We start from the raw sequence: 14,673 nt of genomic DNA on the forward strand, positions 1-14,673 counted from the left end.
CTCGTCCTTGACCTGCGAGACCTCTTCACATCGCCCGCTCGACGGCCCTGATCGCATATGCGGCAGTTCGTTGCTCGGTCGCCGAGCCAGTTCCTCCGGCCGCCTCAGAGGAATGGCGGGATGCCGAGGCTTTCCAGAAGGCGCCACATGCCGCTGGACGGGTCCTGGGCGAGGAGGCCGCAACGCGGTTCGGAGCCTCGCGGATGGGAGCACCTGCCGGAGGCGCAGCGCCTGTCCAAGCTCCGCGCGTTGTCGAACGCGGTCTTGAGACGAGGCATGAGGTGGTCGGCGCGGGCTTTGGTGATCCTCTTGTCCCTCGCCCCGAAGCCCGCGAAGCCAGGCCGCTGCGACAACAGCTGGTGGACCTGGTGGTTACGGCCGTCCTGCGGTTGGTCGTAGAGGCCGTAGTGCAGGTAGAGCCAGAAATCGAAGGACGGATGGGACAGGGCCCCCACGGTCAGGGCGCGCTGGGCGACTTTCCACGGTTTCATGTCGTCGGACCGGTATTTCGGCATGTCGATGCGGAACGAGCACTGCCGGGAGAACGCGTTCTGCAGCATCGTGAGGTAGTCGTACTCGGTCACCGCGCCCTCGGCGACGGCGTAGAAGATGCGATTGGCGGCGCGAGGCGGCGGCTGGGCCGTCAGGCTGGAGCCGCGTTGGCGCTTCTTTCTGACCTTGTCGGGGCTCATGTGAGGGCCTCTCCCGCCTCGCGTGCCAGCTCGCCGGGGACGACCCGTGGCACGCCGCCGAAGCGGCCGAGCAGCCAGCCGCGTTCGAGGTTCTCGTGCGGACGGGGCGGTGGACGCAGGCTCGACAGCGGATACAGCTCCGTCGAGCCCCTGGGGTCCTTCTCCGCCATCCAGACCACGTCACGGTCCAGGATCCGCTCCCCGCCCGCGAGCGGACGCAGCAGCGACGCGTCGTGCGTCGTGAACACCATCTGCGCCCCTCGGGCGTTGACCTCGGGGTTCTCGAACATCCTGATCACCTCGGCCGCGAGCGCGGGGTGCAGGCTGGCGTCCAGTTCGTCCACGAGCACCGTGGTGCCGTGCTGGAAAGCCTCCAGCAGGGGCCCCAGCATCGCGAACCAGGCGCGTGTGCCCATGGACTCGTGCGCGAAGTCCAGAGAGGCCGTGTGATCGCCGGCGCGGTGGAGCAGCCGGACGTCGCCGCGCGCCAGGGCGTCCTGGTCGAAACCGACGATGCCGAGGTCGGCCCGGGTCAGGAGGCGGCCGACCTGATCCCTGAACCGTTCGTCCGCAAGGGCCCTGGCCTTGGTGAACTCCTGGCGCTGGGGCAGGTCGTGTTCGGGGCTGATCAGCCACAGATTGTCGCGGAACCACTCGAACACGGGCAGCAGTTGCTCGTTGTTCCACTCGGCGGCCACCGTGAGGAAGAGGGAGTCCGGGCGGGTCTTCCGCGCCAGATCCTGCTTCTCGCCGCGCAGCCCTTCCCCGGCGAAGCGGATGTCGTCGCCGTCGCGGTCGAACCAGACCTGACGCCGGCCCTTGGGATAGGCGTGCAGCCATTCGGCGTGGACGCGTTCGTCGTCCAGCTCGAATCCGTAGGTGTAGCGGACACCCGCCAGTTCGACGTCGATCTCGACGAAGGAGGCTTCGTCCGCGCAGCCCGGGTCGAGCGCGAAGGGGATCCGGCGAGTCGGCTTCTCCTCGCTGATCCACGCCACCGAGTGCAGCACGGCCTGCCGCATCAGCCGCAGGCCGGCGAGCGTGTTGCTCTTTCCCGAGGCGTTGGCTCCGTAGATCCCCAGGACCGGGAGCACGGACAGGGGCCGCCCTCCCCCCCGGACCGGGATGGGGCGGGCGGTGCCGTCGTTCAGCTCCGTCGCGATCAGTGAGAGACGCTGATCGTCACGGAACGACAGGACGTTGGCCAACCTGAAGTTGAGAAGCACGGTGTCTCCCTTGTCGGGATCACCATACCCATTTGGAGCCGTCTGGCGCGCCTTTTGTTCGCCAGGCGCGGTGAAACGGGTATCACGGGCCTGGCGGTGCCCGTCAGAGGAACAGGTTGTGGGGGTCGTGGGTGGTTTTGAGGGAGGTGAGTCTGGTCCAGGTGGACGGGGTGTACGCCTCGGCGGTCAGGGCCGGGGCCTGCGGGCCGGCCAGGAAGTTGCGGAAGCGGAGGCCCGTGCTGGACGGGTCGGCGGGGTCCAGGGGCGGTTTCGGGTTCGTGCCCGCGAAGGCGATCGTGGTCAGGCTGTAGGCGGCCGTGCGGTGGTCGATCGCGTTCGGGACGTCCGGGGCGGCGGCCAACGCGCCGCCGAGGCGGCGGATCTCGACCATCGCGAAGTCCGGGTCGGCGCGGTCGAACAGATCGGCGTCGAGGGTGTGCAGCATCAGGGAGAGCTCACGGTAGGCGGCGGGTTCCGTGGGGTCCTCGTGGACGGCGGCGATCTCGGTGTAGGGGCGGTCCCTGACGGTGTCCTCGGCCGGGTTCAGGGCGCGGAGAGGGGCGATCAGCTCCTGGGGCGTGAGGTCCGAGGGGGTGGGGGCGGGTGAAGGGGAGGAGTTGGCGTGGGCGAGGCGGACGGCGGTGAGGTGGGCGTTCGGGAGGCGGAGGAGGGCGATGGAGGTGTTCATCGTGTCCGGCAGGTCGCGGCTCCAGCGCAGCCAGGCGGCCAGCAGCTCGGACGCCCGTTCGGCCGGGAAGCTCAGCATGCCACCGTGGAAGCGCGGGACGGCGGCCAGCTCCAGCTCCATCGCGGTCACCACGCCGACGCCCGGACGGCCGCCGCGCAGGGCCCAGAAGAGGTCCTGGTTCTCGTACGGGCTCACCGTGCGCAGGGTTCCGTCGGCCGTGACCAGTTCCAGGGACCTGACCCGATCGGCGGCCCAGCCGAACGTGCGGCCGAGCACGGGCAGGCCGCCGCCCAGCGTGTAGCCGACCGCGCCGACCAGGGGGGAGGAGCCGTTCGGCGGGGCGAGGCCGTGTCCGGCGGCGGCGTCGATGACCTGGCCCCAGCGCACCCCGGCCCCGACGCGGGCCATGCGGGTGGCGGGGTCGACGGACAGGCCGGTCATCCGGCGGGTGTTGATCAGCAGGGTCCCGTCCACCGGGGCCGACAGGCCGTGGCCGGTCGCCTGGACCGCCACCCGCAGCCCCGCCGACCGGGCGTGGTCGATCGCCTTCCGGACGTCGTCCGCGTCCCGGGCGCCGACGACCACGGCGGGGCGGACGGGGCCGCCGACGGTGTTGAAGCGGGCCGTCTCGTCGTCGTACCCGGGGTCGCCGGGGACGAGGACAGGGCCGTTGAAGTGGGAGAACACGGAAGCCAGTCGATCGCGGAAGCGGCCGGGGAACCAGACGGGGTTCGCCCGGACTGTCATCACCGGTCGTGATGAATCGGCCGGCGGGCCAGTAGGGTCGGGTGGCGTGAGCGAGGAGCTGGAAGGGCTGGCCGTACGGCTGCGGGAGTTCGCGCGGGCCCGCGACTGGGAGAGGTTCCACACGCCGAAGAACCTGGCGATGGCGCTGGCGGGGGAGGCGGGCGAGCTGGTCGCGGAGTTCCAGTGGCTGACCGCCGAGGAGTCCGCGAGCCCCGACCCCGACACGCTCGCCCGCATCCGCGCCGAGCTCGGCGACGTGACCCTGTACCTGGTCCGGCTGGCCGACGTCCTGGGCGTCGATCTGATGGCGGCGGCGACCGCCAAGCTGGCCGACAACGAACGCCGCTACGACGCGGCCGGCTACCGCGGCTCGGCCAGAAAGGCGCCGCCGTCCACCTGACCGGACGTACGAATGGTCGGCCCGGAAGGCACCGCCGTCCGGCTGACCGGGCGTACGAACGGCTTGCCCCGAGAACCCTGGGGACGGCGAAGGACCGCCGGCCGGGCCGGCGGTCAGGGGACGAAGGGGGCGAGCGGGCTGGAGGGGGGTCAGGGCGTCGGGCGGTGGTGGCGGAGGGCGAGGAGGGCGAAGACGGCCAGCCCCGCGAAGACCACCGCGCTCACGGCCCCCACCGTGTTCAGCCCCGCCGTGAACGCCGCCCGCGCCACCTCCAGCAGGCCGGGCAGGTCCTTGGCGGCGGTCACCGCCGCGCTGATGCTCTCCCGCACCGCCTCCACCGGCAGGTGCTCGGGAAGCCGCCCGCGGTAGACGGCCGTGCCGAGGCTGCCGAGCGCGGCCACCCCGACCGCCACCCCGAACTCGCCGCTCGTCTCGGTCAGCGACGCCGCCGACCCGGCCTTCTCGGCGGGCGCGGCCGTCATGATCACGCTGTTGCCCGCGCCCATCGGCAGCGCGATGCCCGCCGAGGCCAGCACCAGCCCGGTGACGACCAGCCCGGTCCCGCCCACGCTGGGGACCTGGGTGTGCAGGAACAGCCCGACGGCGCCCAGCGCGAGCCCGGCGGCCATCACGTACGCGGTGCCGATCCGGGCGGCGAGCCGCGGCGCGACCGACAGGGCCACGATCATCGCCACGTTCTGCGGCACCAGCCACAACCCGGCGCCCAGCGGCGACAACGACTCCACGGTCTGCAGGTACTGGGTGGTCATGAGCGTGGTCCCGGCCATGACGATCCCGCCGAGCGACATGATCCCCAGCGTCGCCGCGAACGCGCGGTTGCCGAACAGCCGCAGGTCCAGCAGCGGGTTGGCGAGGTCGCGCTGCCGCCTGACGAACACCACGCCGAAGGCCGTCCCGGCGGCGACCGCGATCAGGGGGAGGGGCTGCCAGCCGCCGCGCGCGACCTCCTTGAGCCCGTAGACGACCGGCAGGATGGTCGCCAGGGACAGGGCCACGCTGGCCGGGTCGAGGCGGCCGGCGTGCGGGTTGCGGTACTCGGGCAGCAGCAGCCGTCCGGCGACCAGCACGGCCGCCATGAACGGCACGCCCATCAGGAACGCCGACCCCCACCAGAAGTGCTCCAGCAGCAGCCCGCCCACCAGCGGGCCGACCGCCATGCCGAGCATGAAGCAGCCGTACCAGAGGCCGATCGCGGTGCCCATCTGCCGGCCGTCGGTGAACATCGTGCGGATCAGCGCCAGCGACGACGGCAGCAGCGTCGCCCCCGAGACGCCGAGCAGCGCCCGGGACACGATGAGCATCTCCGCGTTCACCGAGTACGCGGCGGCCACCGAGGCCGCGGCGAAGGCCACCGAGCCGATCAGCAGCAGCCTGCGCCGCCCGATCCGGTCGCCCAGCGTCCCCATCGTCACCAGGAACCCGGCCAGCATGAACGAGTAGATGTCCAGGATCCACAGCTGCTGCGGCGCGGAGGCGCCGAGTCCGGCGCTCAGGTGCGGCAGCGCCAGGTAGAGCACGCTCAGGTCGATGGAGAGCAGCAGGGCCACCGAGGCGAGGACCGCGAGGCCCGTCCATTCACGCCGTCCAGCGAGGGTGCCGGTCTTCATGTCGTTTCCCCTTTCGTCGCTCTCACCGTGCCGGAGGGCGCTTCCGGTGCGCTTCTCGTGGACTTACGGCGGCGCATAAGGTGACGGACATGCGTTTTGGGGTGCTGGGCTCGCTGGCCGTGTGGACCGACGCGGGGGAGCCCGTGACGATCCCCGGGCTCAAGGTCCGGGCGCTGCTCGCCGACCTGCTCGTCCACGAGGGCCATCCGGTCTCGGCCGACCGGCTGGTGGAGGACCTGTGGGGCGAGGAGCCGCCGGGCAACCCGGCGGGCGCGCTCCAGGTGCGGGTCTCCCAGTTGCGCAAGGCGCTGGAGGACGCCGAGCCGGGCGGCAAGAACCTGGTGGTCTCGCGGGCGCCCGGCTACCTGCTGCGCACCGATCCCGGCGCGCTCGACGCGGACCGCTTCGCGGGCCTGCTGGCCCGCGCCGAGGCCGCCGACAGCCCGCGGACCAGGGCGGGGCTGCTGGCCGACGCCCTGGCGCTGTGGCGGGGGGCGGCGTACGCCGACTTCGCCGACGAGGAGTACACCAGGTCGGCGATCGTCCGGCTGGAGGAGCAGCGGCTCACGGCGCTGGAGCAGCGCGCCGAGGCCCGGCTCGAACTGGGCGAGCACGGGCTGCTCGTGGGCGAGCTGGGCGACCTGCTGGCCCGGCATCCGCTGCGGGAGCGGCTGCGCGCCGTGCACATGCGCGCCCTGTACCGGGCCGGACGGCAGAGCGACGCCCTGGCGAGCTTCGCCGAGCTGCGCGAGCGCCTGGCCGACGAGCTGGGCCTCGACCCAGGCCCCGAGCTGGTCGCGCTGCACCAGGCGATCCTGGCCCAGGACCCGGCGCTGAGCCTGCCCGCCGAGCGGCCCACCACGAACCTGCCCGCGTCCGTCAGCAAGCTCGTCGGCAGGGACGAGGCGCTGACCGAGGTCTGCTCGCTGGTCACCGCAGAGCGGCTGGTGACGCTCACCGGCACCGGCGGCGTCGGCAAGACGAGGCTGGCGCTGGAGGTAGCGCACCGGCTGCTGGACGGCTTCGCCGACGGCGCCTGGCTGGTCGCGCTCGACGGCGCCACCCACTCGCCCGCCGAGGCGATCATGGCCGCTCTGGACATCCGGGAGGACCCGTCGGGCGGCGACGTGCCCGAGCGGCTGGCCGCGGCGTTGCGGCCGAGGCGCCTGCTGCTCGTGCTGGACAACTGCGAGCACGTGGTCGAGCAGGTCGCCGAGGTGGTCGACGCGCTGCTGGCCGCGGCGCCAGGCCTGACCGTCCTGGCCACCAGCAGGGAGCCGCTCGGCGTGGACGGCGAGGTCCTGTGGAGCGTCCCGCCGCTCGACCTGCCGGCGGGCACCGACCTGACGGAGATGGCCCGTTCGGACGCCGTCCGGCTGTTCGTCGCCAGGGCCGCCGCCTCGGCCCGCGGGTTCGCCCTGGAGGCGGGCAACGCGCAGGCGGTGGCCCAGCTCTGCCGGCGGCTCGACGGCATCCCGCTGGCCCTGGAGCTGGCCGCGACGCGGGTGCGGGCGCTGGGCGTCCAGGGGGTGGTGGACCGGCTGGACGACCGGTTCAGGCTGCTGGCGTCCGGGCGAAGGGGCGCGCCCGCCCGGCAGCAGACGCTCACCGCCGTGATCGACTGGAGCTGGGACCTGCTGTCGGACGAGGAACGGGTGGTGCTGCGCCGCCTGGCCGTGCACGCCGACGGCTGCACCCTGGAGTCGGCCGAGGCGGTGTGCGCCGAGCCGGGGCTCGACGTGCTCGACCTGCTGGCCCGGCTGGTCGACCGCTCGCTCGTGGTGGTCGCCGAGAGCACGACGGGGGTCAGGTACCGGCTGCTGGAGTCGGTGTCGGAGTACTGCGTGGGCCGCCTGGCCGACGCCGGCGAGCTGGCCGACGTGCGCCGCGCCCACCTGCGCCACTACCTGGAGCTGGCCGTGGCGGCCGAACCCGGCCTGTACGGCGGCGAGCAGCGGGACCGCCTGCTGCGCCTGGACGCCGAGTCGGCCAACATGCGGGCCGCGCTGGACACCGCGATCGCCGAGGGCGCCGCCGACACCGCCGCGCGCCTGGTCAACGCGCTGGCCTGGTACTGGTTCCTGCGCGGCCGGCTGGCCGAGGGCAGGCGCTCGCTGGGCGCGGCGCTGGCCGTCGCGGGGCCGGACGGCCCGGCCAGGCGCCGGGCGGCGGCCTGGCACGCCGGGTTCGCGCTCCTGCTGGGCGAGCAGGTCGCGTGGGAGCCGCTGCTGGAGCGGGTCGCCGACCCGGGCGAGCGGGCCAGGGCCGAGCTGTTCGCGGGTATGAGCGTGCCCGACATGGTCACCGGCCAGGAGCTGACCGGACGGGCGCTGGCCTCCTGCCGCGCCCTCGGCGACACGTGGGGCGTCGCCGTCGCGCTGGCCAGACGGGCGCGCGACGCGTTCACCATGCGCGACACCGAGGCGCTGGAGCGGGACGCGGGGGAGAGCGCGCGGCTGTTCGGCGAGCTGGGCGACCGCTGGGGCATGTTGCAGGCCACCGAATGGCTGGCGGGCGCGGCCGAGATGGCCGGCGACCACGAGCGGGCGCGCCGGCTGTTCGCCGAGGGGCTGCGCATGGCCGAGGAGCTCGGCCTGTGGCCCGAGGTGGCCGGGCGCATCGCCTGGCTGGGCTGGACGGCCCTGCACGACGGCGCCTACGACCAGGCCATGGAGCTGTGCGGACGGGCGCTGAAGCTGGCGCTCGGCCAGGGCTACAAGATGGGCGAGACCATGGCCGAGATGGGCCTGGCCTTCGCCGCGCGCCGCGCCGGGCTGCTCGACCTGGCCGAGTCGCACCTGCACCACCTGCTGGCGGGCCTGCCGCGCGACCCCGCCGTCGAGCCGCCGCTGCACCTGCCGGACCTGCTGGTCGAGCTGGGCCACGTCACCGAGCTGCGCGGCGACCCGGCCGCGGCCCTGGAGCTGCACCGGGAGGCGCTGGCCGCGGCGGTCAGGGTCGGCGACCCGCGCACGGCGGCGGCGTGCGTCGCGGGCGCGGCGTCGGCGGCCGGGCCGACCGAGCGGGCGGCGGTGCTGCTGGGGCTGGCCGCCGCGGTCCGCGAGCAGATCCGGACCCCGGCCAACGCCGCCGAACGCGAGGAGGAGGAGCGGGTCACGGCCCGGGTCCGGGACGCCCTCGGTGAGCACGCCTTCGCCGCGGCGTACGAGCGGGGCGGCACGTACAAGCTGGACGACGCCCTCGGCCTGTTCTGAGGGTCGGCGTGTCGGGGGGCGGCGTGTCGGAGGGCGGCGTGGCGGGGGTCAGCGGGCGACATGCTCGGCCAGGCGGTCGAAGAACTCGTCCCAGCCGGCCCTGGCCTGCTCGGCGTGCTCCTGGTCGGTGTTGACGCCGAACTGGTGGAAGCGCATCTCGGTGCCGCCGTCCCGGTCGAGCAGGTCGAGCGTCACGACCGAGGCCGGGCCGTCGCCGGGGTTGTCGGGGTCGCCGGTGGTGAACACCAGCCGGGCGGGCTCCCGCACCTCGCGGTAGGAGCCCTCCAGCGTCGCCTCGAACCCCTCCTCGCCGACGAGCGTCGCGCGCCACCGGCCGCCGGGACGGGCGTCGAGGGTGATCCGGCCGACCGGCGTGGCCAGCATGCGGGGGCCGAACCAGCGGGAGAAGCGCTCGGGCTGGGTCCAGGCGGCGTAGACGTCCTCGCGGGGGGCGTCGAAGGTGCGGACGATCTCGTACTGCGCGGTCTGCGTCGTTGTCATGCCTCTACGATGCGGGAGCGGCCTTACGGTCCTCTTCCCGTGGCCTTACGGTGATCTGCCGCACCGGCCGCAGGGACAGCAGCGCCAGGCAGCCGGCGACCGTGACCAGCGCGGAGAAGCCCAGCACCTCGCGGGAGCCCACCAGGGCGGCCACCGGCCCGGCCAGCGCCTGGCCGATCGGGAGCGACATGGTCGAGCCGCCGATCTCGTACGCGCTGACCCGGTTCAGCGCCTCGGCCGGCACCAGCGTCTGCACGCTCGTCGCCCACATCACCGACCAGAACGCCCACCCCGCCCCGCCCACCACGTGGCAGGCCATGATCACGCCGAGCGGCACGCCGGCCGCGAAGCTCAGCGGCTCCAGCGCGAACAGGAACATGCCGATCCCGCCCGCGACCAGCGGCCTGGCCGGCCTGATCCGCAGCGCCACCAGGCCGCCCACGATCGTCCCGGCCCCGCTCGCCGACATGACCAGCCCGTACGCCGTCTGCCCGTACGCGTCGGTCACCAGCACCGAGCCCAGCGGGATCAGCGGCCCGAACAGGGCGATCCCGAAGACCACCCAGATCAGGATGACGCTCCACATCCACGTGCGCGACCGGAACTCCCGCCAGCCCTCCCGCAGCCGCACCAGCACCGGCTCCTCGCCGGAGCCCGCCACCCGCACCCGCATGAGCAGCAGGCACGCCGCGCTGATCGCGAACCCGGCCGAGTCGGCGGCGAACACCACGCCCACCCCGGCCAGCCCGACCAGCGCCCCCGCCAGCCCCGGCCCGAGCAACTGCATGATCGCCTCGGACATGCGCAGGGTGGCGTTGGCCCGCTGCACGTCGGCCGCGATCCGCGAGATGGTGCCCGCGACGCCCGGCGTGTACATGGCGGCCGCCGCCCCGGCGACCGCCGACAGGGCCACGACCTGCCACAACTCCGGCCGGCCCAGCCCGAACAGGGCCGCCGTGCCCGCCTGCGTCGCCGCCCTGGCCAGGTCGGCGCCGACCATCATGCGGCGGGGCGTGAACCGGTCCATGAGCACGCCGCCGAACAGGATGAGCCCGGCCATCGGCACCATCCAGGCGGCCAGCGCCAGGCCGACGCCGGTGGCGCCGTAACCGGCGTCGTGCATGCCGAGCGCGGTGGCCACCGGCATCATCGCCGAGCCCAGCATCGACACCGTGCGGGCGGTGAAGAAGAGCACGAAGTCGCGCGTCCACATGGACGGCCATCATGCCGTAATAAGTAAACCTTCTTATCGATTGGGGTGGTCCTGTTTCCGGCGGGGCCGCCTGTGGCACTGTGGAGGCATGCGGATCATCCGTGCCGGCACGGTGCTCACCGGGCGTCCCGGAGAGGTCATCACGGACGGCGAGGTGCTGATCGACGGCTCGCGCATCGTCTCGGTGGGCCCCCGCGGCAGCGCGGGCCAGGCCGCGGAGACGCTCGACCTGCCCGGCCACACCTTGCTGCCCGGCCTCGTCGACGCGCACGTGCACCTCGGGTTCGACGGCACGGTCGACCCGGTGACCGGGCGCAGCGCCGTGAGCGACGGCCAGCTGCTGCTGCGCATGGCCGAGAACGCCCGCAAGCTCGTCTCCGCGGGCGTCACCACGGCCCGCGACCTCGGCGGACGCGGCTTCCTCGACCTCACCCTGCGCGACGCGATCGAGGACGGCCTCGCCGTCGGCCCCCACCTGATCGCCGCGACCCGGCCGATCACGGTCACCGGCGGCCACTGCTGGTACATGGGCGGCGAGGCCGACGACGAGCCGTCCGTCCGCCGGGTGGCCAGGGAGAACCTGCGGGCCGGCGCCGACTGCCTCAAGGTGATGGCCTCGGGCGGCGAGATGTCACCCGGCTCGGTGCCGAGCTGGCGGGCCCAGTACCCGGCCGCGCTGATCAGGGCCGCCGTGGAGGAGGCCGCGACGCGCGGCAGGACCGTCGCGGCCCACGCCCACGCCCCCGAGTCGATCGGCAACGCGCTGGAGGCCGGGGTCACCACGATCGAGCACTGCACGTTCCACACCCCGGCGGGCCCGGCCTACGACGCGCGGCTGGCCGACCGCATCGCCGCAAGCGGCACGTACGTGTGCCCGACCGTGCACGGCCAGTTCTGGAACCTGCGCGCGCTCGTCGGCGCCGAGCCGATGGACCGTTGGCTGGGCAACCTCGCCGCCATGCGCGAGGCCGGGATCAGGCTCGTCGCCGGGACCGACACCGGGTTCGCCATCGCCGGGCTCGACAAGCGCACCGACGACTACGTGTCGGGGCTGGAGGTCTTCGCCGAGGCGGGGTTCGGCAACGCCGAGATCGTCGAGCTGGCCACCGTACGCGCCGCCGAGGCGTGCGGGGTCGGGGCCGAGACCGGCAGCCTGGAGGCCGGGAAGCGCGCCGACGTCATCGCGGTCCGCGGCAACCCGCTCGACCGCCTGGCCGACCTGCGCGCGCTCGACCTCGTGCTGGTGTCGGGGCGTTCGGTCAGCCAGAAGCACGTGGACACCGTGACCTCGTCCGTCGGCTGAGCCGGAGGGGGAGGCCCGGCCGCTCCGGTTCCTGGCGTGGCTCGCCCGCGGCCTGTCCGCCTGACGGGACGCCGGGCGCTAGGCTGCCGCGTGTGGAGTTGAAGGATCAGGTACGCGAGCTGCGCGCCCAGGGCAGGTCTCCCAAGGAGATCGCGCGGGCGCTCAAGGTGTCGCCGTCGGTCGTCGCGCCCCTCGTGCGCGCCATCGCCGCCGAGAACGTGACGTCGGCCGAGCCCGAGGTGGTCGGCTGCTGGATGAACGTCGGCTGGAGCGCCGGGCTGGGCGTCGACCCGTCCAAGGGCTGGATCGACGAGGCCCCGGAGTCGGGCGCCGGCGGCATGGTGTGCGTGCTGGTCGCCCGGCGCCACACCTGGGACCGGATGACGGTCTGCGGCTACCTCGCCGACGTCTACTGCCTCGGCATCAAGAACACCATCGGCCCCGACGTGCTCGACGAGCGCGACCTGCGCAGGTTCCGCGAATACTTCTTCGGCGAGTACGCGGGCTACCAGGAGGTGCCGATCGAGCTGGCCCAGCACCTGGTCTTCGGCTCGATCGACTACGCGCGCACCCTCGGCTTCGAGCCCCACGAGGACTTCTCGCCCGTCAGCGACCTGCTGGGCAAGTGGGAGGGCGGCTCGGCCATCACCTTCGGCCGCGACGGCAAGCCCTTCTACACCCCGGGCCCGCACGACGACCCGGGCAAGGTCCTGCGCATCCTGCGCCGCACCCTCACCGACGACCAGTTCGACTACTTCATCGAAGACCCGTCACCCGCATCGTCACGTTGAGGCGCCCGGCGGCCAGGCCCGTGGCCGGGTCGCCGGTGCCCGGGTAGACCTTCGGCACGCCGTGATAGGCGAAGCGGGACGCGCCGCCGAACACGAACAGATCACCCGAGGCCAGCTCGACGTCCGTGTACGGCTTGCCGCGCGTCTCGGTGTTGCCGAAGCGGAACAGGCACGTGTCGCCGACGCTCAGGGACACCACCGGGGCGTCGGAGCGCTCGTCCTTGTCCTGGTGCATGCCCATCCTGGCCTGGCCGTCGTAGAAGTTGACCAGCGCGGTGTCGGGGTCGTAGCCGTCGTCCGGGCGGCCGTAGGCGTCGGCCAGCGCGCGGCGGCCGAGGTCGCCGAGCCACGTGGGGAACGCGGCGACCCGCCGCCCGTTCACGTCGTGGGCCAGCCGCGTGTATCGGTACGGCTGCCAGTGCCAGCCGACGCACACCGTCCGCACCGACATCACGCCGCCGCCGGGCAGCACGGTGTGCCGGATCGGCACCGGGCCGGTCGCCCACGCGCGGCAGGCGCGCACCAGGTCCTGCTGCTCGGCGAGGGACAGCCAGCCGGGGACGTGCACCGCGCCCGGGGCGATCTCCCGCATCGGTAGGGGGATCACGATGGTTCCCGATATATCAGGTTTCGTCCTATTCGCCAGGTCGTGCCGTCGGTGTCGGCTCCGCGCATGCCTTCCAGTGTCCCAGGAGCGGCCAGGGCGACCGCGCGGGCCGTGGCCGCCGAACCGTACGTCCGGCGCGGATCCCAGTCGGTGCTGCGGCGCAGGCGCTCGCTCATCCCGGCCCATCCCGCCGGCGCGCCCGCGACCACCCAGGCGTCCGGTTCGCCCGCCGTGAACCGCCTGGCCTGGCGCAACCACGACGCCGCCGTCTCCGGCCAGGCGACCACCGCGAGCACCGTCCCGTCCCAGGCGTCGGCGAACGCCTCGGCCAGGCGGGCGCCGTCCCGGCCGTGGCCGACGACGACGGCCCGCGCCCGTGGGCGCTGGGCCCGGACGAGGGTGAGCAGCGCGTCCAGCTCGGCCGTTCGCACGCTGGTCATGCCGCGTCGTGCAGGACCAGGCCGAGGGTGTGCCGCAGCCCCGAACGCACGGTGCTGACCCCGTGCCGCACCGGCGAGGCCGACCAGCCGCGCGAGGAGCGCACCGGCCGGTCGCGGGTGGTGAAGATCAGCCCGTGACCCTGCGGCAGCGCGGTCACCGTGCCCCGCGACTGGGCCCTCGGCCGCTGCTCCACCAGCAGGAACTCGCCCCCGGTGTAGTCCTCGCCGGGCCGGTCGAGCCCGATCACGACCTGCAGCGGGAACACGAGGTCGCCGTACAGGTCGCGGTGGAGCGCGTTCCAGTCGTTCTCCCGGTAGCGCAGCAGGATGGGGGTCGGCTTGGTCTGTCCCGCCGCGTGGCACATGTCCAGCCACTCGGCGAAGTCGTCCGGCCAGGGCGCGGGCTGCCCCAGCCGGGCCGCCCAGTCGCGGGCGATCGGCAGCAGACGCGGATAGAACGCCGCCCGCAACTCCTCGACCAGCGGCGGGAACGGCCGGCGGAAGTACCGGTACTGGCCGGAGCCGAACCGGTGGCGGGCCATGTCGACCGTCGAGCGGAACCGGCCGGCCTCGTCGTACAGGCCGGAGATCTCCGCGCACTCCCCGGGCGAGAGCAGCCGCGGCGTCAGCGCGCAGCCGTGGGCGTCGAGCTCCCCGGCCAGCCGCTGCCAGTCGGCCCCGTCGACCTGCGGCGTCATGACGACACGCTCCAGAGCTGCGGCTGCAGGACGCCTTCGAGGGTGAGCAGGTCGCACTTGCGTTCCAGGCCGCCCGCGTAGCCGGTCAGCGCGCCGTCCGCGGCGACCACCCGGTGGCAGGGGACCACGACGAGCAGCGGGTTCGCGCCGATCGCCGCGCCGACCGCGCGGACCCGGTCCCGCGCCACGCCGGCGCGGGCGGTCAGCTCGCCGTAGCTGGTCGTCGTCCCGTACGGCAGCGCCGCCACTTCCGCCCACACCCGCTGCTGGAACGCCGTCCCGCGGGCGGCCAGGGGCAGGTCGAACGAGGTACGCCCGCCCGCGAAGTACTCGCCGAGCTGCCGTTCGGCCTCCCCGAAGGCGGCCGGCTCCCGGCGTCCGGGCGGCGCGCCCACGTCGAACGACACGCGGGTCAGCCGTCCCACGCCGTCGCCGACGAGGAGAATCTCGCCCAGCGGACTGTCGATGATGGTGTGGATGTCCATACTCTCTACAACACCGGCGCGCCCGCGGAAGTCAGCGGT

Annotated in this window: 14 protein-coding genes; 4 read left to right on the top strand and 10 right to left on the bottom strand. The window is 73.7% G+C overall.

The window, feature by feature from the left end:
* Positions 1–104 precede the first annotated feature (104 nt).
* The 3 genes from AB0C33_RS03600 to AB0C33_RS03610 all read right to left on the bottom strand — a co-directional run bounded on the left by AB0C33_RS03600 (position 105) and on the right by AB0C33_RS03610 (position 3,293).
* Complete coding sequence (locus tag AB0C33_RS03600; protein WP_358283248.1) at positions 105–692, bottom strand: hypothetical protein; 588 nt, start codon at positions 690–692, stop codon at positions 105–107.
* Positions 689–1,918, bottom strand: a complete 1,230-nt coding sequence (locus AB0C33_RS03605; protein WP_358283250.1) for an ATP-binding protein — start codon at positions 1,916–1,918, stop codon at positions 689–691. The genes AB0C33_RS03600 and AB0C33_RS03605 overlap by 4 nt, the downstream gene beginning before the upstream one ends.
* 103 nt (positions 1,919–2,021) lie before the next feature.
* A complete protein-coding gene (locus AB0C33_RS03610) occupies positions 2,022–3,293 on the bottom strand; it encodes an FAD-binding oxidoreductase (RefSeq protein ID WP_358283252.1) in 1,272 nt (423 codons plus the stop codon).
* 106 nt (positions 3,294–3,399) lie between these two features.
* Between AB0C33_RS03610 and AB0C33_RS03615 the strand changes: the two genes are divergently transcribed.
* The gene (locus AB0C33_RS03615; RefSeq protein ID WP_358283254.1) at positions 3,400–3,753 is read left to right on the top strand and encodes a nucleotide pyrophosphohydrolase; all 354 of its coding nucleotides are present in this window, start codon (positions 3,400–3,402) and stop codon (positions 3,751–3,753) included.
* A gap of 149 nt (positions 3,754–3,902) precedes the next feature.
* Here AB0C33_RS03615 and AB0C33_RS03620 read toward each other — a convergent pair whose 3' ends face one another.
* Entirely contained in the window at positions 3,903–5,381 is a 1,479-nt protein-coding gene (locus AB0C33_RS03620) for an MFS transporter (protein ID WP_358283256.1), read from the bottom strand.
* Between the two features lie 89 nt (positions 5,382–5,470).
* Here AB0C33_RS03620 and AB0C33_RS03625 point away from each other — a divergent pair, with 89 nt between their 5' ends.
* Positions 5,471–8,596 (top strand): BTAD domain-containing putative transcriptional regulator, encoded by a 3,126-nt coding sequence (locus tag AB0C33_RS03625; protein ID WP_358283258.1) that lies wholly within the window; start codon positions 5,471–5,473, stop codon positions 8,594–8,596.
* A 48-nt stretch (positions 8,597–8,644) separates the two neighbouring features.
* On the opposite strand, the gene AB0C33_RS03630 is transcribed toward AB0C33_RS03625, so the two are convergent.
* Together AB0C33_RS03630 and AB0C33_RS03635 are read right to left on the bottom strand one after the other, a co-directional pair.
* A complete protein-coding gene (locus AB0C33_RS03630; RefSeq protein ID WP_358283260.1) occupies positions 8,645–9,097 on the bottom strand; it encodes an SRPBCC domain-containing protein in 453 nt (150 codons plus the stop codon).
* A gap of 4 nt (positions 9,098–9,101) precedes the next feature.
* The gene (locus tag AB0C33_RS03635) at positions 9,102–10,310 is read right to left on the bottom strand and encodes an MFS transporter (RefSeq protein WP_358283262.1); all 1,209 of its coding nucleotides are present in this window, start codon (positions 10,308–10,310) and stop codon (positions 9,102–9,104) included.
* A gap of 88 nt (positions 10,311–10,398) precedes the next feature.
* Between AB0C33_RS03635 and AB0C33_RS03640 the strand changes: the two genes are divergently transcribed.
* Positions 10,399–11,613, top strand: a complete 1,215-nt coding sequence (locus AB0C33_RS03640; RefSeq protein WP_358283264.1) for an amidohydrolase family protein — start codon at positions 10,399–10,401, stop codon at positions 11,611–11,613.
* Positions 11,614–11,705: 92 nt separating this feature from the next.
* The gene (locus AB0C33_RS03645; protein ID WP_358283265.1) at positions 11,706–12,404 is read left to right on the top strand and encodes a helix-turn-helix domain-containing protein; all 699 of its coding nucleotides are present in this window, start codon (positions 11,706–11,708) and stop codon (positions 12,402–12,404) included.
* On the opposite strand, the gene AB0C33_RS03650 is transcribed toward AB0C33_RS03645, so the two are convergent.
* From AB0C33_RS03650 to AB0C33_RS03665, 4 genes are read right to left on the bottom strand one after another with little or no spacing between them, the layout of a single operon-like run.
* A complete protein-coding gene (locus tag AB0C33_RS03650; RefSeq protein WP_358283914.1) occupies positions 12,370–12,996 on the bottom strand; it encodes an alpha-ketoglutarate-dependent dioxygenase AlkB in 627 nt (208 codons plus the stop codon). The two genes, AB0C33_RS03645 and AB0C33_RS03650, sit on opposite strands and share 35 nt — an antisense overlap.
* A gap of 11 nt (positions 12,997–13,007) precedes the next feature.
* Complete coding sequence (locus tag AB0C33_RS03655; protein ID WP_358283266.1) at positions 13,008–13,451, bottom strand: hypothetical protein; 444 nt, start codon at positions 13,449–13,451, stop codon at positions 13,008–13,010.
* The gene (locus AB0C33_RS03660; RefSeq protein WP_358283267.1) at positions 13,448–14,149 is read right to left on the bottom strand and encodes a 2OG-Fe(II) oxygenase; all 702 of its coding nucleotides are present in this window, start codon (positions 14,147–14,149) and stop codon (positions 13,448–13,450) included. Before AB0C33_RS03660 ends, AB0C33_RS03655 begins: the two co-directional genes overlap by 4 nt.
* Positions 14,146–14,634: a methylated-DNA--[protein]-cysteine S-methyltransferase gene (locus tag AB0C33_RS03665; RefSeq protein WP_358283268.1), complete on the bottom strand. Its 489-nt coding sequence runs from the start codon at positions 14,632–14,634 to the stop codon at positions 14,146–14,148. Before AB0C33_RS03665 ends, AB0C33_RS03660 begins: the two co-directional genes overlap by 4 nt.
* Positions 14,635–14,673 lie beyond the last annotated feature (39 nt).

Origin of the sequence: Nonomuraea sp. NPDC048881, from assembly GCF_040649795.1 — a bacterium.
Taxonomy (GTDB): Bacteria; Actinomycetota; Actinomycetes; order Streptosporangiales; family Streptosporangiaceae; genus Nonomuraea.